19 protein-coding genes are annotated in these 19735 nt (G+C 63.5%); 17 read left to right on the top strand and 2 right to left on the bottom strand.

Annotation, left to right across the window (positions count from 1 at the left end; translation table 11 throughout):
- Nucleotides 1-4: 4 nt before the first annotated feature.
- From AWB74_RS27300 to AWB74_RS27275, 6 genes are all read left to right on the top strand, one after another.
- Nucleotides 5-229: a DUF1653 domain-containing protein gene (locus AWB74_RS27300; protein WP_061125398.1), complete on the top strand. Its 225-nt coding sequence runs from the start codon at nt 5-7 to the stop codon at nt 227-229.
- A 25-nt stretch (nt 230-254) separates the two neighbouring features.
- Nucleotides 255-1460, top strand: coding sequence for a CaiB/BaiF CoA transferase family protein (locus tag AWB74_RS27295; protein ID WP_061149816.1), 1206 nt, complete (start codon nt 255-257; stop codon nt 1458-1460).
- A 54-nt stretch (nt 1461-1514) separates the two neighbouring features.
- Entirely contained in the window at nt 1515-2552 is a 1038-nt protein-coding gene (locus AWB74_RS27290) for an ABC transporter substrate-binding protein (protein ID WP_061149781.1), read from the top strand.
- 3 nt (nt 2553-2555) lie between these two features.
- A complete protein-coding gene (locus AWB74_RS27285; RefSeq protein ID WP_061149780.1) occupies nt 2556-3389 on the top strand; it encodes an ABC transporter ATP-binding protein in 834 nt (277 codons plus the stop codon).
- Nucleotides 3390-3401: 12 nt separating this feature from the next.
- Complete coding sequence (locus AWB74_RS27280) at nt 3402-4226, top strand: ABC transporter permease (protein WP_061149779.1); 825 nt, start codon at nt 3402-3404, stop codon at nt 4224-4226.
- 272 nt (nt 4227-4498) lie between these two features.
- Nucleotides 4499-5473 (top strand): glycosyltransferase family 9 protein, encoded by a 975-nt coding sequence (locus AWB74_RS27275; protein WP_061149778.1) that lies wholly within the window; start codon nt 4499-4501, stop codon nt 5471-5473.
- Between the two features lie 43 nt (nt 5474-5516).
- On the opposite strand, the gene AWB74_RS27270 is transcribed toward AWB74_RS27275, so the two are convergent.
- On the bottom strand, nt 5517-6491 hold the full coding sequence (locus AWB74_RS27270) for an NADPH:quinone oxidoreductase family protein (RefSeq protein ID WP_061149777.1): 975 nt from the start codon (nt 6489-6491) through the stop codon (nt 5517-5519).
- A gap of 124 nt (nt 6492-6615) precedes the next feature.
- Between AWB74_RS27270 and surE the strand changes: the two genes are divergently transcribed.
- The 6 genes from surE (at nt 6616) to rlmD (ending at nt 12792) form a co-directional block, all read left to right on the top strand.
- Nucleotides 6616-7374: a 5'/3'-nucleotidase SurE gene (gene surE, locus AWB74_RS27265; RefSeq protein ID WP_061149776.1), complete on the top strand. Its 759-nt coding sequence runs from the start codon at nt 6616-6618 to the stop codon at nt 7372-7374.
- Nucleotides 7371-8453 (top strand): protein-L-isoaspartate(D-aspartate) O-methyltransferase, encoded by a 1083-nt coding sequence (locus AWB74_RS27260; RefSeq protein ID WP_061149815.1) that lies wholly within the window; start codon nt 7371-7373, stop codon nt 8451-8453. Before surE ends, AWB74_RS27260 begins: the two co-directional genes overlap by 4 nt.
- A 5-nt stretch (nt 8454-8458) precedes the next feature.
- On the top strand, nt 8459-9379 hold the full coding sequence (locus AWB74_RS27255) for a peptidoglycan DD-metalloendopeptidase family protein (RefSeq protein WP_061149775.1): 921 nt from the start codon (nt 8459-8461) through the stop codon (nt 9377-9379).
- A gap of 12 nt (nt 9380-9391) precedes the next feature.
- On the top strand, nt 9392-10483 hold the full coding sequence (gene rpoS, locus AWB74_RS27250) for an RNA polymerase sigma factor RpoS (RefSeq protein WP_061149774.1): 1092 nt from the start codon (nt 9392-9394) through the stop codon (nt 10481-10483).
- Between the two features lie 42 nt (nt 10484-10525).
- The gene (locus AWB74_RS27245; protein WP_061149773.1) at nt 10526-11302 is read left to right on the top strand and encodes a 3'-5' exonuclease; all 777 of its coding nucleotides are present in this window, start codon (nt 10526-10528) and stop codon (nt 11300-11302) included.
- 74 nt (nt 11303-11376) lie between these two features.
- Entirely contained in the window at nt 11377-12792 is a 1416-nt protein-coding gene (gene rlmD, locus AWB74_RS27240) for a 23S rRNA (uracil(1939)-C(5))-methyltransferase RlmD (RefSeq protein ID WP_061149772.1), read from the top strand.
- A gap of 75 nt (nt 12793-12867) precedes the next feature.
- Here the strand turns inward: rlmD and AWB74_RS27235 are convergent, their stop codons facing one another.
- Nucleotides 12868-13566, bottom strand: a complete 699-nt coding sequence (locus AWB74_RS27235; protein WP_061149771.1) for a Bax inhibitor-1/YccA family protein — start codon at nt 13564-13566, stop codon at nt 12868-12870.
- Between the two features lie 339 nt (nt 13567-13905).
- Here AWB74_RS27235 and ndk point away from each other — a divergent pair, with 339 nt between their 5' ends.
- From ndk to hisS, 5 genes are all read left to right on the top strand, one after another.
- A complete protein-coding gene (gene ndk, locus AWB74_RS27230) occupies nt 13906-14331 on the top strand; it encodes a nucleoside-diphosphate kinase (protein WP_061149770.1) in 426 nt (141 codons plus the stop codon).
- A gap of 145 nt (nt 14332-14476) precedes the next feature.
- Entirely contained in the window at nt 14477-15619 is a 1143-nt protein-coding gene (gene rlmN, locus AWB74_RS27225) for a 23S rRNA (adenine(2503)-C(2))-methyltransferase RlmN (protein WP_061149814.1), read from the top strand.
- A 180-nt stretch (nt 15620-15799) separates the two neighbouring features.
- The gene (locus AWB74_RS27220; RefSeq protein ID WP_061149769.1) at nt 15800-16918 is read left to right on the top strand and encodes a RodZ domain-containing protein; all 1119 of its coding nucleotides are present in this window, start codon (nt 15800-15802) and stop codon (nt 16916-16918) included.
- A gap of 122 nt (nt 16919-17040) precedes the next feature.
- Complete coding sequence (gene ispG / locus AWB74_RS27215) at nt 17041-18357, top strand: flavodoxin-dependent (E)-4-hydroxy-3-methylbut-2-enyl-diphosphate synthase (protein ID WP_061149768.1); 1317 nt, start codon at nt 17041-17043, stop codon at nt 18355-18357.
- A 6-nt stretch (nt 18358-18363) separates the two neighbouring features.
- Nucleotides 18364-19713, top strand: a complete 1350-nt coding sequence (gene hisS / locus AWB74_RS27210; RefSeq protein WP_061149767.1) for a histidine--tRNA ligase — start codon at nt 18364-18366, stop codon at nt 19711-19713.
- Nucleotides 19714-19735: the final 22 nt, after the last annotated feature.

The following is a 19735-nucleotide window of genomic DNA, read 5'->3' as shown; positions in this document are numbered from 1 at the left end:
TTCAATGACAGAAACCGAAGCCCTCGCGCTCGCGACGCATCGTCACTACAAGGGCGGGCTGTATCGCGTGATCGGAGTGGCGCGCCACTCCGAGACCGAGGAAGCGATGATCGTCTACGAACATCTGTGGCCGCACGAACGCGGCCTGTGGGTCCGGCCCGCCGCGATGTTCAACGAAACGCTGCCCGACGGCACGCCGCGCTTCGCACCGCTGGATATCCCCCTTTAAAAAAAAAACAACTGGAGACATGACCATGAGCGCAACGACGGGACCACTCGCCGGCGTCAAGGTTCTGGAACTTGGCACGCTCATCGCCGGGCCGTTCGCCGCACGCTTCATGGGCGAATTCGGCGCCGATGTCATCAAGATCGAAGATCCGAATGGCGGCGATCCGCTGCGCAAGTGGCGCAAGCTGTATCCCGAAGTGGGCGGCACGTCGCTGTGGTGGGCGGTGCAGGCGCGCAACAAGAAATCGGTGACGGTGAATCTCAAGGCCGACGAAGGCAAGGCGATCGTCCGGCGGCTCGCGAAGGAAGCCGATATCGTCATCGAGAATTTTCGCCCGGGCCTGCTCGAAAAGCTCGGGCTCGGTTATGAAGTGCTATCGGAAGACAACCCCGGCCTCGTGATGGTGCGGCTTTCCGGATACGGCCAGACCGGGCCGTATCGCGATCGGCCGGGCTTCGGCGCGATCGCGGAATCGATGGGCGGGCTGCGCCACATCACGGGCTATCCGGACCTGCCGCCGCCGCGCATCGGCATCTCGATCGGCGATTCGATCGCCGCGCTGCACGGCGTGATTGGCGGCATGATGGCGCTGCATCACGTCCGCGTGAACGGCGGCAAAGGGCAGGTCGTCGACGTGGCGCTGTACGAAGCCGTCTTCAACATGATGGAAAGCGTCGTGCCCGAATATGGCGTGTACGGCATGGTGCGCGAGCGCACCGGAGCCTCGCTGCCGGGCATCGTGCCGTCGAATACCTATCCTTGCCGCGATGGCAGCATCGTGATCGGCGGCAACAGCGATCCGATCTTCAAGCGCCTGATGAACGCCATCGACCGCGCGGATCTCGCGAACGATCCTGCGCTCGCGTCGAACGACGGCCGCGTGCCGCGCACGCAGGAAATCGATGACGCCATCGCCGCATGGCTTTCGACGCGCGGCATCGAGGAAGCGCTCGCCGTGCTCAACGCCGCCGATGTTCCTGCTGGCCGCATCTACAGCGTCGCGGACATGTTCACCGATCCGCAATACATCGCGCGTCAGATGATGCAGCGTTTTCCGTGGCAGGACGGCAAGGAAATCACGCTGCCCAACGTCACGCCGAAGCTTTCGGAAACGCCGGGCGAGACGCGCTGGCTCGGCCCGCAACTCGGTGAACACACGGATGAAGTACTTCAGACGCTCGGGTATGATGCCGACGATATTGCGCGGCTGCGGGCTGAAAAAGTGATTTGATGCGCGTGATCTGACGCGCTCGCGGACTACAAGAATTCCAAGGAGACAGAGACGATGAAACGCAGAACGTTCATCGCGAGCGGCGCCGTGCTCGCGGGTGGGGCACTTTCGGGCATGCCGCTCGCGTTTGCGCAGAACAAGCCGGAACAGGCCAAGGTATCCATCGCGGTCGGCGGCAAGAATCTCTTCTACTATCTGCCGCTCACCATCGCGGAGCGCCGCAACTACTTCAAGGACGAAGGTCTCGAAGTCGAGATCGCCGATTTTGCGGGCGGCGCGAAGGCGCTGCAGGCGGCGGTCGGCGGCAGCGCGGATGTCGTGTCGGGCGCATTCGAGCACACGCTCCTGCTTCAGGCGAAGAGCCAGTATTTCCGCGAATTCGTGCTGCAAGGACGCGCGCCGCAGATCGTGCTTGCCGTATCGAAGAAGACGATGCCGAACTACAAGTCGGTCGCGGATCTGAAGGGCAAGAAAATCGGCGTGACGGCGCCGGGTTCGTCGACCTCGATCATGGCGGGCTTCGTGCTCGCGCAAGCCGGGCTCAAGGCGAGCGACGTGTCGTTCATCGGCGTGGGTGCGGGGGCGGGCGCGATCGCCGCGCTGCAGTCCGGGCAGATCGACGCGATCGCCAATCTCGATCCGGTGATGACGAAGCTCGACCGCGCGGGCGATATCCGCATCGTGTCGGACACACGCACGCTCGCCGATACCGTCAAGGTGTTCGGCGGCAACATGCCGGCGGGCTGCCTGTATGCATCGCAGAGCTTCATCACGAAAAACCCGAACACGACTCAGGCGCTCACCAACGCGATGGTCCGCGCGTTGAGGTGGCTGCAAGGCGCATCGGGCAAGGATCTCATCGCGACGGTGCCGGAAAGCTACCTGCTCGGCGATCGCGCGCTGTATCTCGATTCATGGCAGCACGTGAAAGAAGCGCTGTCGCCCGACGGCCTGATGCCCGCCGACGGTCCCGCGACTTCGCTCAAGACGCTGCAAGCCTTCGACGAAACCGTGAAGGGCAAGCCGATCGATCTGTCGAAGACGTGGACCAACGACTTCGTGAAGAAGGCGCTCGCCACCGTTAAGGTCTGATCGATGAACGCGCCATCGAATCACGCGCTCGCGCTGGAGGACGTCACCTGCACGTTCGCTTCGCGCGAGAGCCGCAAGGACCGCTACACCGCGGTCCGCAATACGAGCCTCAGGATCGCGCCGGGCGAGTTCGTCTCGGTGGTCGGGCCGACCGGCTGCGGCAAGTCCACGCTGCTGAACGTATCGGCGGGGTTGCTTGCGCCTTCGTCGGGAACCGTGAGCGTGTTCGGCGAAAAGCTTGCGGGCATCAACAAGCGCGCGGGCTACATGTTCCAGGCCGATGCGCTGATGCCGTGGCGCTCCGCGCTCGACAACGTGACGGCCGGCCTCGTGTTTCAGGGCGTGTCGAAACAGGAGGCCGATGCGCGCGGCGAGGAATGGTTGAAGCGCGTGGGTCTCGGCGGCTTCGGCGACCGCTATCCGCATCAACTGTCGGGCGGCATGAGAAAGCGCGTCGCGATGGCGCAAACGCTCATCCTCGATCCCGACATCATCCTGATGGACGAGCCGTTCTCCGCGCTCGACATCCAGACGCGTCAGCTGATGGAAAACGAGTTGCTCGATCTGTGGGCGGCCAAGCGCAAGGCGGTGCTTTTCATCACGCACGATCTGGACGAAGCGATCTCGATGTCCGACCGCGTGATCGTGTTGTCGGCGGGGCCGGGCACGCATCCGATCGGCGAATTCGCGATCGACCTGCCGCGCCCGCGCGATGTCGCCGAAATCCGCTCGCATCCACGCTTCGTCGAACTGCATGCGCAGATCTGGGGCGTGCTGCGCGAGGAAGTGTTGAAGGGCTATCAGCAGCAGCTGAAGCCCACCGCCGCCGCCGAATAAGACGATACGACCATGTGGAACAAGCTGCGCCCGAATCGGACGAACCTCATCGTGTGGCAATGGCTGTTGCTGCTCGTGTGTTTCGCGTTGTGGTACGCGCTCACGAGCCCGACGCTTCTGCCGCCTTTCTATTTCGACGACGCCAACAAGGCCGCATTCTTCTTCGGCGAGCCGCAGAAGGTGCTGGTGCGCATCTGGGAATGGTTCACGAGCGGCGAGATCTACATTCACTTGTGGGTGACGCTGATCGAAACGGTGCTGGCGTTCGTGATCGGCACGGTGTTCGGATTGGGCGTCGGCCTCTGGCTCGCGCTCGCACCGACGACAAGCGCGCTTCTCGATCCCTACATCAAAGCCGCCAACTCGATGCCGCGCGTGATCCTCGCGCCGATCTTCGCCGTGTGGTTCGGGCTCGGCATCTGGTCGAAGGTCGCGCTCGGCGTGACGCTCGTGTTTTTCATCGTGTTCTTCAACGTCTATCAGGGCGTGAAGGAAGTGAGCCCGGTCGTGCTCGCCAATGCGCGCATGCTCGGCGCGAACCGCAAGCAACTGTTGCGGTACGTTTATCTACCGAGCGCGACGAGCTGGGTGTTTTCCAGCTTGCATACGTCGGTCGGACTGGCCTTCGTCGGCTCGGTTGTCGGGGAATATCTCGGGTCGGCGCGCGGCGTCGGCTATCTGATTCTTCAGGCCGAAGGCACCTTCGACATCAACACCGTCTTCGCCGGCATTCTCGTGCTGACGGCGTTCGCGCTCGTGCTCGACGGTCTCGTCGCGCTGGTCGAGCGTCGCCTCATGAAGTGGCAGCCAAAGAGCGGCGAAACGGAAAAGCTCTGACGGGCGCGGCCGGCAGACGCCGGCGATTTGCGCGACAATTCGTGCCACACCGGTTCCGGCGAATCGGCTATGGTCACGCACGGCAGATATCTTTATGATGCTGCGCTAATCCCGGTGCCGCACCGCGGGTCCATACGGATCCCGCGTGACCTGTCCGAAGCAGGCGTCGGGAACACATCAGGTCGTCACGCAATCCAAGCGACACTCTGAATTCGGATGCTGCCGCGCGTCATCGGCGCGGCGCTCATCTGCGCGATTCCGCGAGAACAGGAATGAATCTGCGAACTGACAGTTCGATTGCGGTGGTGTTGCCATCACCGATCGGTGACAGCCTCATCGGGCTCGTCCTCGTCAACAATCTCCTCCGCAATGGTTATCGGCCCGTCGTGTTCGGTTGGGTCGCGGAGCAGCTTGCGGACTGGTTTCCGCACGTAACAGTAGCGCAGCCCGACGCCTGGCAGGGCGCGTTCGATACGGTGATCGAACTGCTGCCGACCGACTATGCAGCGGCGCTCAGCCGTTCCGGCGAGACGCTGTGTCTCGCGACGCTGCCCGAATACCGCGGCTCGAAGCACATGGTGGACCGTATCGTCGAGGTCGCGACGAAGGTGTTCGGCCTGCGTGATGTCACGCGCGCGAATGGCCTCGCCGTGCCGGCGGGCGTGGTGGAAGGGCGCTTCGCGAATCGCATCGCCATCCATCCGACGGGCAGCCATCCCGAGAAGATGTGGGGCCGCGCAAAGTTTCTGGCACTCTCGCGCGGGCTCGCGCATCTGCATTGGCAGCCGAGTTTTCTCGTCGCGCCTGCCGAATTCGGCGCATGGGGCGACATCGCCAGCGAAGGATGCGAGATCAACGCGCTGCCGCGGTTGGGCGAAGTCGCGACGTGGATTGCCGAGTCGTCCTGGTTCATCGGCAACGATTCGGGTCTCGGGCATCTCGCGTCGTGCATCGGCGTGCCGACGTTGTCGCTTTTCATGCGACGGGGCCTCGCGCGCTCCTGGCGTCCGGGCTGGGGACCGGGCGCGGTCGTGCTGCCGCTTTCCGTGCTGCCGTTCGGCGCGCTCAGGGAGCGCATGTGGCAACGCCTGCTCACGGTGCGGCGCGTCATGACGGCCTTTCAGATGCTGCACGACAAGCATGCTCGCGCGCAGCACCATTATGTGGCGGCCGATTTCGCCGACGCCAAAACACGCCAGGCGGAGCGCATCGGCATGCTGCCTGGCGCGCAGTCGCGGCGCCTCTAGTTCGACAAGTACACGTCGAAACGCGCGCCGCGAACAAGCCGCCTTACGGCTCGATCACGACTTTGCCGGTCACGCGGCGATTCATCATGTCGTCGAGCGCCTGCGGCGTTTCGTCGAGCGAATAGCGCTTCGTGACGACGGGCCGCAACTTGCCAGCCTTGATCCAGTCGACCATCGTCGCGAACTCGTGATCGGCGAGCGCGTGTTCGCGCTGCATGTGACCGCCCCAGAACACGCCTACGATGCTCGCGCCTTTCAACAGCGCGAGATTGAGCGGCAGCTTCGGAATCTCGCCGTTCGCGAAGCCGACGACCAGATACCGCCCGCGCCAGCCGATGCTGCGAAACGCGGGCTCCGCATACGCGCCACCGACCGGATCGAAGATGACATCCGGCCCGTTGCCGTCCGTCAGTGACTTGACGCGCTCGCGCAGATCTTCCTTCGCGTAATCGATGATGTCATCGGCGCCATGCTCGCGACAGAACGTGAGCTTTTCCGCGCTCGATGCCGCCGCGATCACGCGCGCGCCGACGAGCTTGCCGATCTGGATCGCCGCGACGCCGACGCCGCCCGCCGCACCGAGTACGAGCAGCGTCTCGCCTGCCTGCAACGCGCCGCGATCGACGAGCGCGTGGTACGACGTGCCGTACGCAAGCGTGAACGCGGCGGCGTCGGCGAGATCGACGTCGTCGGGCAGCGCGATGCAGTCCGCTTCCTTTGCGCGCGCCTGTTCGGCGAACGCGCCTTGCGCCGTGTACGCGGCCACGCGCATGCCGGGCCTGAGGCGCGTGACGCCCGCGCCCACTTCGCGCACGATGCCCGCGAATTCCGCGCCGGGCGTGAACGGCAGCGGCGGCTTGAACTGATACTTGTTCTGGATGATGAGCACATCCGGAAAATTCACGCTCGCCGCTTTCACGTCGATGACGACTTCGCCCGCTTCGGGATGCAGGTCGGGCAGCGTTTCGATGGAAAGCGTATCGGGCAGTCCGTGTTCGTTGCATCTGACGGCGCGCATGTTTGCTCCTTTGAGATGACGTCAGTGTAGGGCACGCAACGGGGCACGCGACAGGGCACGCGAAGCGGCGCGGCCGGGCCTTCGAGTCGTCGTCGCGCCATGCTTCCTCGGTTACAATCGTCGGATGCGAATCCTACTCAGCAACGACGACGGTTATCTGGCGCGCGGCATCAATGTGCTGCACGACGTCCTGCAGCCGCTCGGCGAAGTGACGGTGATGGCGCCCGAGCAAAACTGCAGCGGCTCGTCCAACTCGCTTACGCTGTCGCGGCCCTTGAGCGTTCATCAGGCGCCGAACGGTTTCAACTTCGTGAACGGTACGCCGACCGATTCCGTGCACATCGCGCTCACCGGCATGCTCGACCAGCAGCCGGATCTCGTCGTGTCCGGTATCAACAACGGGCAGAACGTCGGCGAGGACACGCTGTATTCGGGCACCGTCGCGGCGGCCACCGAAGGCTTCATGTTCGGCATTCCGGCGATCGCGTTCTCGCTCGTCGGCCGCGACTGGCTTCATCTCGAAGACGCCGCGCGCGTCGCCGCGGAGATCGTTGCACATTTCCTCGATCATCCGATGCCGGGTCATCCGTTGCTGAACGTGAACATCCCGAGCCTGCCTTACGATCAGTTGCGTGAATGGAAAGTTACGCGCCTCGGCAAGCGCCATCCGTCGCAGCCGGTCATCCGCCAGAGCGACCCGCGCGGCAATCCGATCTACTGGATCGGACCGTCCGGCGACGCGCTCGACGCAAGCGAAGGCACCGATTTCCACGCAGTCGCGAACGGCTTCGTGTCGATCACGCCGCTGCAACTCGATCTGACTCACACGAAGCTCATGGTCGAGACGCGCGAATGGGCGCGCGCCGGGAGCCGCCGCACATGACGGACGAGCGCGCCAAGCGCTTTCCGCTGGCGCTCGCGGATCTGGTTCGCGAGCGGCGCTCGCCGGCAGCCCGTGCGCAAGACGCGCGCGGCAAGCAAGGCGCCGCTTCAGCGCTCAAGTCAGCGCCGGCGCAACCGGCGAAACCCGGTCCATCGCGCGCGGCGAACGCGACGATGAAAAATCCTGCGACGGCCGCCGCCTCCGCGAAGCCGGCCACGTCTGTTTTTCCCACGCATTCCGGCGTGAAGCCCGCGCCGGGCGCGGCGAGCGTCGCGAAACCGGTTCCGGTCGCTAACAAGAGCGCCGCGCAGACTCATCATGCACCGCGCACGAGCGCATTGCGCGTCGCACCGCGCTCCGACGAGCGCGCCCTGAACGCCGCCACGGCCGGCACGCGAAAAGGCGCGCCCAATGTTGCGCTCGCGAGCATGCAGACGCTCACGTCGGAACGGGTGCGCGAGCGTATGGTCGAACGGCTTCGTTCGAATGGCGTGACCGATCCGCGCGTGCTCAACGCGATGTCCGTGGTCCCGCGCCACATGTTCGTCGATCCGGGGCTCGCCGCGCAGGCTTATGAAGATGCCGCGCTGCCGATCGGTCATCACCAGACCATCTCGAAGCCGTCCGTCGTGGCGCGCATGATCGAACTGGTCGCGGCGGGGCGCACGTTGAGCAAGGTGCTGGAGATCGGCACCGGCTGTGGCTATCAGGCGGCGGTGCTGTCGCAAGTCGCCACTGAGGTTTATTCGATCGAGCGTGTGCGTCCGCTATCGGAGCGCGCAAAGCTCAACCTTCGGCCGCTGCGCGTGCCGAACATCAGGCTGCATTACGGCGACGGGCGCCTCGGCTTGCCCGCGGCTGCGCCGTTCGACGCGATCGTGATCGCCTGCGCGGGCCTCGACGTGCCTCAGGCCCTGCTCGATCAACTGGCGGTTGGCGGCAAGCTCGTCGCGCCGGTCGGATCGCAGGCCGCGCAGTCGCAAGTGCTGACGCTCGTTACGCGCGTTTCGGCGGCGCAATGGCGGGAAGAGCAGCTCGATCGCGTTTTCTTTGTACCCTTAAAATCCGGAGTGATTTGACACCGATGAGTATCCTTCGTGCTTTGCGAGAAGAAAGTGCGGACCGACGCCTGAGCGCGATGCAGCGCGGCGTGTGCGTGCTGGCGTTGTCCGCGCTTGCGGCGTGTTCGACGCGCATGGACATGGCGCCCGTCGTCGACAGAACGGGCGCGCCCATCGGCACTACCGCGGCGCAGACGCCGGACAACGGCCCGCCGCCTCCCGGTTATTACCGCGTGAAACCGGGCGACACCCTATATCGGATCGCACTGGAAAACGGTCAGAATTATCACGACATCGCAACGTGGAACAACCTGACCAACCCGAACCAGATCGAAGTCGGCCAGCTCATGCGCGTGGCGCCTCCGGGCGCGAACGTCGCGGCGGCGACGCCCGGCGTGGCGACCGCGCCGATCGTGGGCGGCGGCGTGCAGGCGCAGCCGCTCAACGGTGCGCAGCCGCCGTACTACGGTCCGAATTCGGGCATGGGCGCGGCGCCGGGAGCCACCGCGGGTGCGGCGGCCGGCATGGCGTCAGGACCGGGGGTACCGGGCGCTGACACGAGCACGGCGCCAGCGGCACAGCCGGCGTTCATCTGGCCGGCGCGCGGACCGATTCTCGGCACGTTCAACGAGGCGAGCAACAAGGGTTTGAATATTGGCGGCGCGGCGGGAGATGCGGTCAACGCGTCGGCGGATGGCCGAGTGGTTTACTCCGGAAATGGGCTGCGCGGCTACGGCAATCTCATTATCATCAAGCACGACGCAACTTTTCTGACGGCGTACGCACATAATCGTGCTTTGATGGTAAAAGAGGGAGACGCGGTAACTAAAGGGCAGAAAATCGCTGAGATGGGGAACAGCGATTCGGACCGCGTGATGTTGCATTTCGAAGTTCGCCGGCAGGGAAAACCTGTTGACCCACTGAAGTATTTGCCGCCGCAATAAAGCGAAACCATCATGCCAAAAACGAAGCGCCGCCTGCCGCAAGCCGAGACTGAGACGATCAGCCGACCTTTGCAAGTGTCGGTGGAAGACGGTGCTTCGAATCATGACGACGAGAACGTCGACGTCGATGTCGATTCCGAAGAAGAAGGCGAAAGCCGGGGAAAGGGCAGCGACGAAGCGGGTGAAAGCGCAAACGATTCCCCGCCCGACGCCGACGACTTCCGCTCGCTGCTGCAGGCCGAGCTCACGGCCGACACCATTCAGCATTACCTGAACCGCATCAGCGTGAAGCCGCTCCTCACTGTCGAGGAAGAGCAGCGCTACTCGCGGCTCGCGAAAGCAGGCGAATTCGAGGCGCGGCAGGTCATGATCGAGCGCAATCTGCGGCTCGTCGTCAGCATCGCGAAGGGTTATCTCAATCGCGGCGTTCCCTTGCTCGATCTGATCGAGGAAGGCAATCTCGGCCTCATGCACGCGATCGAAAAATTCGATCCGACGCGCGGTTTCCGTTTTTCGACCTATGCCACCTGGTGGATCCGCCAGAGCATCGAGCGCGCGATCATGAATCAGGCGCGCACGGTGCGCCTGCCTGTCCACGTGATCCGCGAGCTCAATCAGGTGCTGCGCGCGAAGCGCCATCTGGAAAAGAATTCCGCCAATGCGGCCGACAGCGTCGCGCCCGAGCGCCGCGACGCGAGCATCGACGATATCGCGTATCTGACCGGCAAGACGCCCGAGGAAGTCACCGATATCCTCGCGCTCAACGAGCACACGGCTTCGCTCGACGCGCCGCTCGACCTCGATCCGGGCAGCAGCCTGCTCGATTTGCTTTCCGACGATCAGAGCCAGTCGCCCGACGCGGAAGTGCAACATCGCGAACTCGAATCGCTCACGCGCCTGTGGCTGTCGCGTTTGTCCGATAAACACCGGCATGTGATCGAACGGCGCTTCGGGCTGAACCATATCGAGCCCGCGACGCTCGAAGAACTCGCCGACGAAATGGGCCTCACGCGCGAGCGCGTGCGCCAGATCCAGCAAGAGGCGCTCGTGCGGCTCAAGCGCTTTTTCGCCTCCAACGGTGTTCGTAAGGACGCCGTGCTTTAACGCTTTGGCGGCGCCCGGGAGGGCGTCGCGTTCCAGGATTCAATGACACCGATTCTTGTTTTCGACATCGAGACGATCCCCGATGTCGACGGCATTCGCCGTCTCGAAGATTTACCCGACGATCTCTCCGACCGCGAAGTCGCCGAACATGCGTTCGAAGCGCGCCGCGAGCGCGTCGGGAATGACTTCCTGCCGCATCATCTGCAGCGCGTTGCGGCGATTTCCTGCGTGTTCCGCGACAACAGCGGCTTTCGCGTGCGCTCGCTCGGCGCTCCCGGCGATGGCGAGGCGGCGCTGATTCAGTCGTTCTATCGCGTGATCGAGAAATACACGCCGCAGCTCGTCTCGTGGAACGGCGGCGGCTTCGATCTGCCGGTGCTGCATTACCGCGCCCTGGTGCACGGCATTGCCGCGCCGCGCTACTGGGACCTCGGGCAGGACGACCGCGAGTTCAAGTTCAACAACTACATCAGCCGCTATCACATGCGGCACATCGACCTGATGGACGTGCTGGCGATGTATCAGGCGCGCGCCAACGCGCCGCTCGATGCGCTCGCGAAGCTGTGCGGCTTTCCCGGCAAGCTCGGCATGGACGGCGGCAAGGTGTGGGAAGCGTATTGCGACGGCCATCTCGACGAAATCCGCAACTATTGCGAGACGGACGTCGTCAACACGTACTTAATGTACTTCCGTTTTCAGATGATGCGCGGCGGCTTCACGCCCGATGAGTACGCCGACGAAATCAATTTCGTGAAGAACGCACTCGCGCAGGAAACGTCGCCGCACTGGGCCGAGTATCTGGCGGCATTCGGGAAGTGAAGCGGGGTGATGACGTTCGTCTACAATCTCGCCTTTGCCAGTCCTTAGCCCATCGTTAATCAGGAAGTACGCAGGTGTCTGAAGCCGCTCGAAAAACTCCCCATCGCCGTCGTGCCGCGCCGGCGAAGTCCGTCACGCCCGATCCCGACTTCGTCGCGCCCGAGCTCGAAATCGAGTCGCTCGATATGGAAGCGCGCGGCGTCGGCCGCACGGTCAACGAGGACGGCGAGCCGGGCAAGGTCATTTTCGTCGAAGGCGCGCTGCCGGGCGAACGTGTCAGCTATTCGAGCTTTCGCAAGAAGCCGAGCTTCGAGCAGGCGCAAGTGGTCCGCGTGCTGCGTGAAAGCGTCATCCGCGCGAAACCGAAGTGCCAGTTTTTCGGCATCTGCGGCGGCTGCTCGATGCAGCATCTCGACGTGCGCGCGCAGATCGCAGTGAAACAGCGCGTGCTCGAAGACAGTCTGCAACATCTGTCGAAACTGCGCGCAGAGACGATGTTCCGGCCGATTCACGGACCGTCGTGGGGCTATCGCTATCGCGCGCGGCTGACGGTGCGGCACGTCGAGAAGAAAGGCGGCGTGCTGGTCGGGTTTCATGAGCGCAAAAGCAGCTATGTCGCCGATATGACGAGTTGCGAGGTGCTTCCGCCGCACGTGTCGGCGATGCTCGTGCCGCTGCGTCATCTGGTGGCCGGCTTGTCGATCCGTGATCGCATGCCGCAGATCGAACTGGCGGTCGGCACCGACCTGACCGCGCTGGTGCTGCGCATCCTCGAACCGCTGACCGAGGCCGACGAAGCCCTGATCCGCGCATTCGCCGATGAGCATGACGTTCAGTTCTGGCTTCAGCCGAAGGGTCCAGACACGGTCTATCCGTTTTATCCGCTCGATCGCGAGCTGGCTTACACGCTGCCGGAATTCGATATCCGGATGCCGTTCAAGCCGACCGATTTCACGCAGGTGAATCATCAGATCAATCGTGTGCTGGTGAGTCGCGCGCTGAGTCTGCTCGCGCCTGAACGATCGGACCGCGTGCTCGATCTCTTTTGCGGCATCGGCAATTTCACGCTGCCGCTTGCGCGGGTGTCGCGCGAAGTCGTCGGCATCGAGGGCAGCGAGGCGCTGACCGCCCGTGCACTGGAGAATGCGAAGGCCAACGGCGTCGACGGGCATACGTCGTTTGCATGCCGCAATCTGTTCGAAATCACCGCCGACGATCTGCGAGCGCTCGGCCCCTTCGACAAGTTCCTGATTGATCCGCCGCGCGAAGGCGCGCTCGCCGTGTCGAAGGCGCTCGCGGACATCGCACAAAGCGGCGAAGGGCCGTTGCCCGAGCGCATCGTCTACGTATCGTGCAATCCGGCGACGCTCGCGCGCGACGCCGGCCTGCTCGTGCACGAAGCCGGCTATCGCATGAAGGGCGCGGGCGTGGTGAACATGTTTCCGCACACGTCGCACGTCGAATCGATCGCATTGTTCGAGCGCGATTGATCTCGCGCGGTATATTGCAGGCACAAAAAAACCGGCCCGAAGGCCGGTTTTTTGTTTTTGCCGCAGTGAGGCAGATCAGTTGCGGTTGCCGCCGAAAATGCCGAGTAGCGCCAGCAGGTTCGTGAACACGTTGTACAGGTCGAGATAAATCGCGAGCGTCGCGCTGATGTAATTCGTCTCGCCGCCGTTCACGACGCGCTGCACGTCGAAGAGCATGTACGCCGAGAAGATCACGATGGCGAGCACGGAGATCGTCATCATCAGCGCGGGCAACTGCAGGAAGATGTTCGCGAACGCGGCGAGCAGGATGACGATCACGCCCATGAACAGGAACTTGCCCAAGCCCGAGAAATCACGCTTGCTGACGGTGGCGATGGTCGCCATCGCGGCGAAGATCACGCCCGTGCCGCCGAACGCCATCATGATCAGTTGCGGCCCGTTAGAGAAGCCGAGGATGAAGCTCAACAGGCGCGAAAGCATCAGGCCCATGAAGAACGTGAAGCCGAGCAGCACCACCACGCCCATGCCGCTGTCCTTCGTCTTTTCGATCGCGAACATGAAGCCGAATGCGATCGCGAGGAACGCGATGAAGCTCATCGCCGGGCTCGTGGCGGCGAACAGCGAGAAGCCCGTCGCGACACCGACCCATGCGCCGAGCACCGTCGGCACCATCGAGAGCGCGAGCAGCCAGTAGGTGTTGCGCAGCACGCGGTTGCGCGTCTCCACTGAGGTGACGCTGCCATTACGGCCAAAGCTATAGGGTGATTCGTTCATGGTTTCTCCTTGCTCCAATTGTCTGTCGTTCGGTCTTCCCGCGACACCCGTCATACACGAATGATAAGTTCTCGGACTTAAACCAGTATTAGGACTGTTTTTGGCCGCTTCCGCTGGACGGCGCACTGCCCGTTGCAATACGGCGCTCCGCTCCAATATGGCCCCGACGCGTCCCGAATTCAATAGCCCGAAAGGCTGATTCGGGCGTCCCAACGGTTAAGTTCTCGCTGGGTTTGATCCTTACGGCGCCGTAAGGTTTCAATCGCAATGATACCTTGCTTCGTGCTACAATTGTCGATTCGTTTTAATCCGTAAACCATTCATTTTCTGGAGTTTTTCATGGCGATCGAGCGCACCCTGTCGATTATCAAGCCGGACGCAGTGGCAAAGAACGTTATCGGCCAGATCTACAGCCGTTTCGAGAACGCAGGCCTGAAGATCATCGCGTCGCGCATGGTGCATCTGTCGCGCGCCGACGCGGAGAAGTTCTACGCCGTGCACGCTGCGCGCCCGTTCTTCAAGGACCTCGTGGAATTCATGGTTTCCGGCCCGGTCATGATTCAAGTGCTCGAAGGCGAAAACGCCATCGTCAAGAACCGCGACCTGATGGGCGCGACCGATCCGAAGAAGGCCGACAAGGGCACGATCCGCGCTGACTTCGCCGACAGCATTGACGCCAACGCCGTGCACGGTTCGGACGCAGCGGAAACGGCAGAGCAGGAAGTCGCGTTCTTCTTCCCGCAAGTGAACGTCTACTCGCGTTAAGTTTCGCGTTGGTCGCCGGGTTGGCCGTGCGGCCGATCCGGTATCGCGCCTCGACGCACAAGAAGTCGTAAGAAAGCAGGAACTGGCGCGAACGGTCCCGGACCATACATACCGGGCTTCGCAATCTGAAATGGCAGAACTCGACATGACGAGCAGCAGCACCGTCAACCTTCTCGATCTCGACGCCGCCGGGCTCACCGCATACTGCGCGAGCCTGGGCGAAAAGCCGTTTCGCGCCAAGCAATTGCAGCGCTGGATCCATCAATATGGCGCCGAAGACTTCGACGGCATGACGGATCTCGCGAAATCGCTGCGCGAAAAACTCAAGGGCCGCGCCAATATGGCGATGCCCGACATCATCAGCGACCACGTTTCCACCGACGGCACCCGCAAGTGGCTGATCGACGTCGGCAACGGCAACGCGGTCGAAACCGTGTTCATCCCCGAAGAAACGCGCGGCACGTTGTGCGTGTCGTCGCAGGCGGGCTGCGCGGTGAATTGCCGGTTCTGTTCCACCGGCAAGCAAGGTTTTTCCCGCAACCTGACGACGGGCGAGATCATCGGCCAGTTGCGCATGGCGGAGTTCGCGCTGCGCCGCTCGCTAGGGCGCGAAGTCGGCGGACCGGGCAAGGGCGAGCGCGTCGTCACGAACGTCGTGATGATGGGCATGGGCGAGCCGATGCTCAATTACGACGCCGTCGTGCCGGCCATGCGCCTGATGCTCGACGACAACGCCTACGGCCTTTCGCGCCGGCGGGTGACGCTCTCAACCTCGGGCGTCGTGCCGATGATGGACCGTCTCGCGGCGGATCTGCCGGTGGCGCTCGCGGTGTCGCTGCATGCGCCGAACGATCCGCTGCGCGACATGCTGGTGCCGCTCAACAAGAAGTATCCGTTGCGCGAATTGATGGCCGCATGCCAGCGGTATCTGAAAGTCGCGCCGCGCGACTTCATCACGTTCGAATACTGCATGCTGGATGGCGTGAACGACAGCGAAGCGCACGCGCGCGAACTGCTCGCCGTGACGCGCGACGTGCCGTGCAAATTCAACCTCATCCCGTTCAATCCGTTCCCGGAATCCGGGCTGACGCGTTCAAAGAACGAGCAAATCAAGCGTTTCGCGCAGGTGCTGATCGATGCAGGCGTCGTCACCACCGTGCGCAAGACGCGCGGCGACGACATCGACGCCGCGTGTGGCCAGCTCGCGGGTGCGGTGCAGGATCGCACGCGTCTCGCAGAGCGCACCGGCCGGGCAGGAAGCAAGACGATCGAGGTGCGGGCGGTCTGACGGGAACGTTCGAATCAAAAAAGCCGCGAAACAGGGGCCAAGGCGCCGGACGCGGCACGAAAAGCCGAACATTTTGTTATAAAGCGGTCTGCAATGGCGCCGGAGTTGTATCGTGCCCGGAGTTTTCGAACTTAACGAAGCAGCAGCGCTATAGAAAAGAATCGATGCGAGGAATTTGGCATGAGTGAGCCGCAGCACCCGACGCCTTTCGGCAGTCATACCGGCAACCGGTCCGGCAGCCAGCACGACGGACAGACCGGCGCGGAAGGGGCGGCATTCGGTGCGAGCCAGGCGGGGCCCCTGGACTCGGTACAGGCGGTCGGTGCGCGTCTCGCGCAGCTCCGTCAGGCGAAAGCATGGTCGATCGACGATGTATCGGCGCGGCTCAAGGTGTCGCCGCCGAAGCTGCTCGCGCTCGAAGCGGGCGATATCAGCCAGTTGCCCGACCGCACGTTTGCGGCCGGCATCGTGCGCAGCTACGCGAAGATTCTGGGCGCCGATCCGGCGCCGTTCACGCAGGCGTTCCGGCGCGATGGCGAAGCGGTCGAGCACAACCTGAAGGTGCCCGCGTCGTCAGGGGCGGGCCTGCCGCGCGGGCGCGTGTCGGTGCCGCTCGGCAATTCGTCGGGCCGTCGCAAATCGTGGATGTGGGGCGTGCTGGCGATCATCGTCGTGCTGGCGGCGCTCGTGATGTGGCATACCGGCGGCGACTCGAGCAACTGGCTCGCGCGCCTGAAGGCGACCACGGGCGTCGGCCTGTCGTCGACGACGCCGGGCTCGAACGAGCCGGCCGCGACATCGTCCGCGCCGACACCCGATGAGGCTGCCGCGGCCAACACGGGCGAAGCGTCGTTGCCCGAAGTCGCGGCGGCGCCCGGCGATCAGCCGATGCCGCGTCCGCTCGGCACGAACGCACTCCCGGCTTCGTCGTCGACGCTTTCGGCGGTGCAGGGTGCGAGCGCGCCCGGCGCGGCGGCGCCCGCAACGGCGGCGAAGCCGGCATCGGCTACGGCTGCTGCCGCGGCGTCCGCTCCGGGTGTCGCGGGAAGCGGCTCCGGCGCCGTCGAACTGAAAGTCAAGGAAGATAGCTGGTTCAGCGTGCGCGGCAAGGACGGCAAGGAACTGTATTCCGGCCTCGTTCGCGCCGGCAACACGCAGCGCGTGGAAGGCGAGGCGCCGTTCAAGGTGACGGTCGGCAACGTGAAGGGCGTCGAGTCCCTGTCGGTCGACGACGAACCGGTCGATGCCAAGCGCTATTCCTCCGCACGCGGAAACGTCGCGCGCCTCTCGCTGCCTTGATCGCAGCGGATTCGCGCAGTAGACATTCGAGGGCATCACGGTTTGCATGACGTGATGCCCGTTTGAGATTCCACACACGCAGCCGCGCTGCCTCGGCGCGCAGATTGCCAAAGGGTTTTTCGATGCAATCCGAAGCTCAATCCCTGATCAGCAGCAAGATTTGTTCGACCGAGCCGGTTTTCGGCGGACCGCTCGCGCGTCGCGCATCGCATGCGGTCGACGTGCGCTGGGGCGGCCAGCTCGTGACGATCGGCGGCGATTCGCCCGTGCGCGTCCAGTCGATGACCAATACCGACACGGCCGACGCCATCGGCACCGCGATCCAGATCAAGGAACTGGCGCAGGCGGGCTCCGAACTCGTGCGTATCACGGTCAACACGCCGGAAGCGGCGGCCGAAGTTCCGCATATCCGCGAGCAGCTCGATCGCATGGGCGTGACGGTGCCGCTTGTCGGCGACTTCCATTACAACGGCCATCTGCTGCTGCGCGATTATCCGGCGTGCGCGGAAGCGCTGTCGAAGTACCGCATCAATCCGGGCAACGTCGGTCAGGGCGCGAAGCGCGACACGCAATTCGCACAGATGATCGAAGCGGCGATCAGATACGACAAGCCGGTGCGCATCGGCGTGAACTGGGGCAGTCTCGATCAGGATCTGCTCGCGCGCATGATGGACGAAAACGCCGCGCGCTCGACGCCGTGGGAATTGCAAAGCGTGATGTACGAAGCGCTGATCCAGTCGGCGATCGGCTCGGCGGAGCGCGCGGTCGAACTGGGTCTCGGCCGCGACAAGATCATTCTGTCGTGCAAGGTAAGCGGCGTTCAGGATCTGATCGCCGTGTATAGGGAGCTGGCAAAGCGCTGCAGCTTCGCGCTGCATCTGGGACTCACCGAAGCCGGCATGGGCTCGAAGGGCATCGTCGCTTCGACGGCGGCGCTCTCCGTGCTGCTGCAGGAAGGCATCGGCGACACGATCCGCATTTCGCTGACGCCGGAACCCGGTGGCGCGCGCACGGGCGAAGTCGTCGTCGGCCAGGAAATTTTGCAAACGATGGGCCTGCGCTCGTTCACGCCGATGGTCATCGCGTGTCCCGGCTGCGGCCGCACGACGAGCACGCTGTTCCAGGAGCTCGCGTCGCAGATTCAGAACTATTTGCGCAGCTCGATGCCAGATTGGCGCGACCAGTATCCCGGCGTCGAGAAGATGCACGTCGCGGTAATGGGCTGCATCGTCAACGGGCCGGGCGAATCGAAGCACGCGAATATCGGCATCAGCTTGCCCGGTTCGGGCGAGAATCCGGCGGCGCCCGTGTTCATCGACGGCGTGAAGGTGAAGACGCTGCGCGGCGAGAATATCGCCGTCGAGTTCCAGCAAATCGTAGCCGACTACGTGGAGCGTACGTACGGCAAGCGCGAAGAAACATCCGCGGCTTCAATCTAAATACAGATGACTGAACAGAAGAAACGGCTCGAAAAACTGAGCGGCGTGAAGGGCATGAACGACATCCTCCCGCAGGATGCCGCGTTGTGGGACTTCTTCGAAAGCACCGTCAAGTCGATGCTGCGCGCATACGGCTATCAGAACATCCGCACGCCGATCATCGAGCATACGCAGTTGTTCACGCGCGGTATCGGCGAAGTGACCGATATCGTCGAGAAGGAAATGTACAGCTTTACCGATGCGCTGAACGGCGAGCATCTGACGATGCGCCCCGAGAACACCGCAGCGGTGGTGCGCGCGACCATCGAACATAACCTGCTGTACGACGGCCCGAAGCGCCTGTGGTACATCGGTCCGATGTTCCGTCACGAGCGTCCGCAGCGCGGGCGTTATCGCCAGTTCCATCAGGTCGGCGTGGAAGCGCTCGGCTTTGCGGGTCCGGACACGGACGCCGAGATCATCATGATGTGCCAGCGTCTCTGGGACGATCTCGGACTCACGGGCATTCGCCTCGAGCTGAATTCGCTCGGTCAGGCGGACGAGCGCGCGGCGCATCGCAAGGAATTGATCGCGTATCTGGAGAAGCACGTCGATTCGCTCGATGAAGAAGCGAAGCGCCGCCTCTACACGAATCCGCTGCGCGTGCTCGACACCAAAAATCCGGCGATGCAGGAGATCGCGCAGAACGCGCCGAAGCTCGTCGATTTTCTCGGTGAGGCGTCGCGCAAGCACTTCGACGGCGTGCAGCGGCTGCTCAAGGCGAACAACATTCCGTTCACGATCAACCCGCGTCTCGTGCGCGGCCTCGATTACTACAACCTGACCGTGTTCGAGTGGATCACCGACAAGCTCGGCGCGCAGGGCACGGTCGCGGGCGGCGGTCGCTACGATCCGCTGATCGAGCAGCTCGGCGGCAAGCCCACTGCGGCATGTGGCTGGGCGATGGGCGTGGAGCGCATCCTCGAACTGCTGAAGGAAGAGCAGCTCGCGCCGGAAGCCGAAGGCACGGATGTGTACGTCGTGCATCAGGGCGAGAAGGCGGCCGAGCACGCGTTCATCGTCGCTGAGCGTCTGCGCGACACGGGCCTCGACGTCATCCTTCATTGCAGCCCGGACGGCGCGTCCGCGAGCTTCAAGTCGCAGATGAAGAAGGCCGACGCGAGCGGCGCGGCTTTCGCGGTCGTGCTCGGCGAGGACGAACTCGCGCAAGGCATGATCGGCGTCAAGCCGCTGCGTCGTTCGGGCGGCGAAACGTCCGAAGGACAAAAGAACGAGCAAGTGAACGTTCCGGCGGAAGACTTGACCGAATACCTAATCAATGCGATGGTTGCAACCGCCGATGACGAGGGTGCCTAAGATTTAGGCACCCACGCTGCAT

Origin of the sequence: Caballeronia arvi, assembly GCF_001544695.2 — a bacterium.
Lineage (GTDB): Bacteria > Pseudomonadota > Gammaproteobacteria > Burkholderiales > Burkholderiaceae > Caballeronia > Caballeronia arvi.
Note: the sequence above shows the minus strand (reverse complement) of the source record. Positions and strands in the feature narration are given on the sequence as shown.

What these genes read in the sequence shown, in the direction of transcription:
- AWB74_RS27285 (WP_061149780.1), top strand. Translation starts at nt 2,556, where the DNA reads ATGAACGCGCCATCGAATCACGCGCTCGCGCTGGAGGACGTCACCTGC.
- AWB74_RS27280 (WP_061149779.1), top strand. Translation starts at nt 3,402, where the DNA reads ATGTGGAACAAGCTGCGCCCGAATCGGACGAACCTCATCGTGTGGCAA.
- AWB74_RS27260 (WP_061149815.1), top strand. Translation starts at nt 7,371, where the DNA reads ATGACGGACGAGCGCGCCAAGCGCTTTCCGCTGGCGCTCGCGGATCTG.
- AWB74_RS27220 (WP_061149769.1), top strand. Translation starts at nt 15,800, where the DNA reads ATGAGTGAGCCGCAGCACCCGACGCCTTTCGGCAGTCATACCGGCAAC.
- hisS (WP_061149767.1), top strand. Translation starts at nt 18,364, where the DNA reads ATGACTGAACAGAAGAAACGGCTCGAAAAACTGAGCGGCGTGAAGGGC.
- AWB74_RS27290 (WP_061149781.1), top strand. Translation starts at nt 1,515, where the DNA reads ATGAAACGCAGAACGTTCATCGCGAGCGGCGCCGTGCTCGCGGGTGGG.
- rlmN (WP_061149814.1), top strand. Translation starts at nt 14,477, where the DNA reads ATGACGAGCAGCAGCACCGTCAACCTTCTCGATCTCGACGCCGCCGGG.
- AWB74_RS27275 (WP_061149778.1), top strand. Translation starts at nt 4,499, where the DNA reads ATGAATCTGCGAACTGACAGTTCGATTGCGGTGGTGTTGCCATCACCG.
- ndk (WP_061149770.1), top strand. Translation starts at nt 13,906, where the DNA reads ATGGCGATCGAGCGCACCCTGTCGATTATCAAGCCGGACGCAGTGGCA.
- AWB74_RS27245 (WP_061149773.1), top strand. Translation starts at nt 10,526, where the DNA reads ATGACACCGATTCTTGTTTTCGACATCGAGACGATCCCCGATGTCGAC.
- rpoS (WP_061149774.1), top strand. Translation starts at nt 9,392, where the DNA reads ATGCCAAAAACGAAGCGCCGCCTGCCGCAAGCCGAGACTGAGACGATC.
- AWB74_RS27270 (WP_061149777.1), bottom strand. Translation starts at nt 6,491, where the DNA reads ATGCGCGCCGTCAGATGCAACGAACACGGACTGCCCGATACGCTTTCC.
- AWB74_RS27255 (WP_061149775.1), top strand. Translation starts at nt 8,459, where the DNA reads ATGAGTATCCTTCGTGCTTTGCGAGAAGAAAGTGCGGACCGACGCCTG.
- AWB74_RS27295 (WP_061149816.1), top strand. Translation starts at nt 255, where the DNA reads ATGAGCGCAACGACGGGACCACTCGCCGGCGTCAAGGTTCTGGAACTT.
- AWB74_RS27235 (WP_061149771.1), bottom strand. Translation starts at nt 13,566, where the DNA reads ATGAACGAATCACCCTATAGCTTTGGCCGTAATGGCAGCGTCACCTCA.
- AWB74_RS27300 (WP_061125398.1), top strand. Translation starts at nt 5, where the DNA reads ATGACAGAAACCGAAGCCCTCGCGCTCGCGACGCATCGTCACTACAAG.
- ispG (WP_061149768.1), top strand. Translation starts at nt 17,041, where the DNA reads ATGCAATCCGAAGCTCAATCCCTGATCAGCAGCAAGATTTGTTCGACC.
- surE (WP_061149776.1), top strand. Translation starts at nt 6,616, where the DNA reads ATGCGAATCCTACTCAGCAACGACGACGGTTATCTGGCGCGCGGCATC.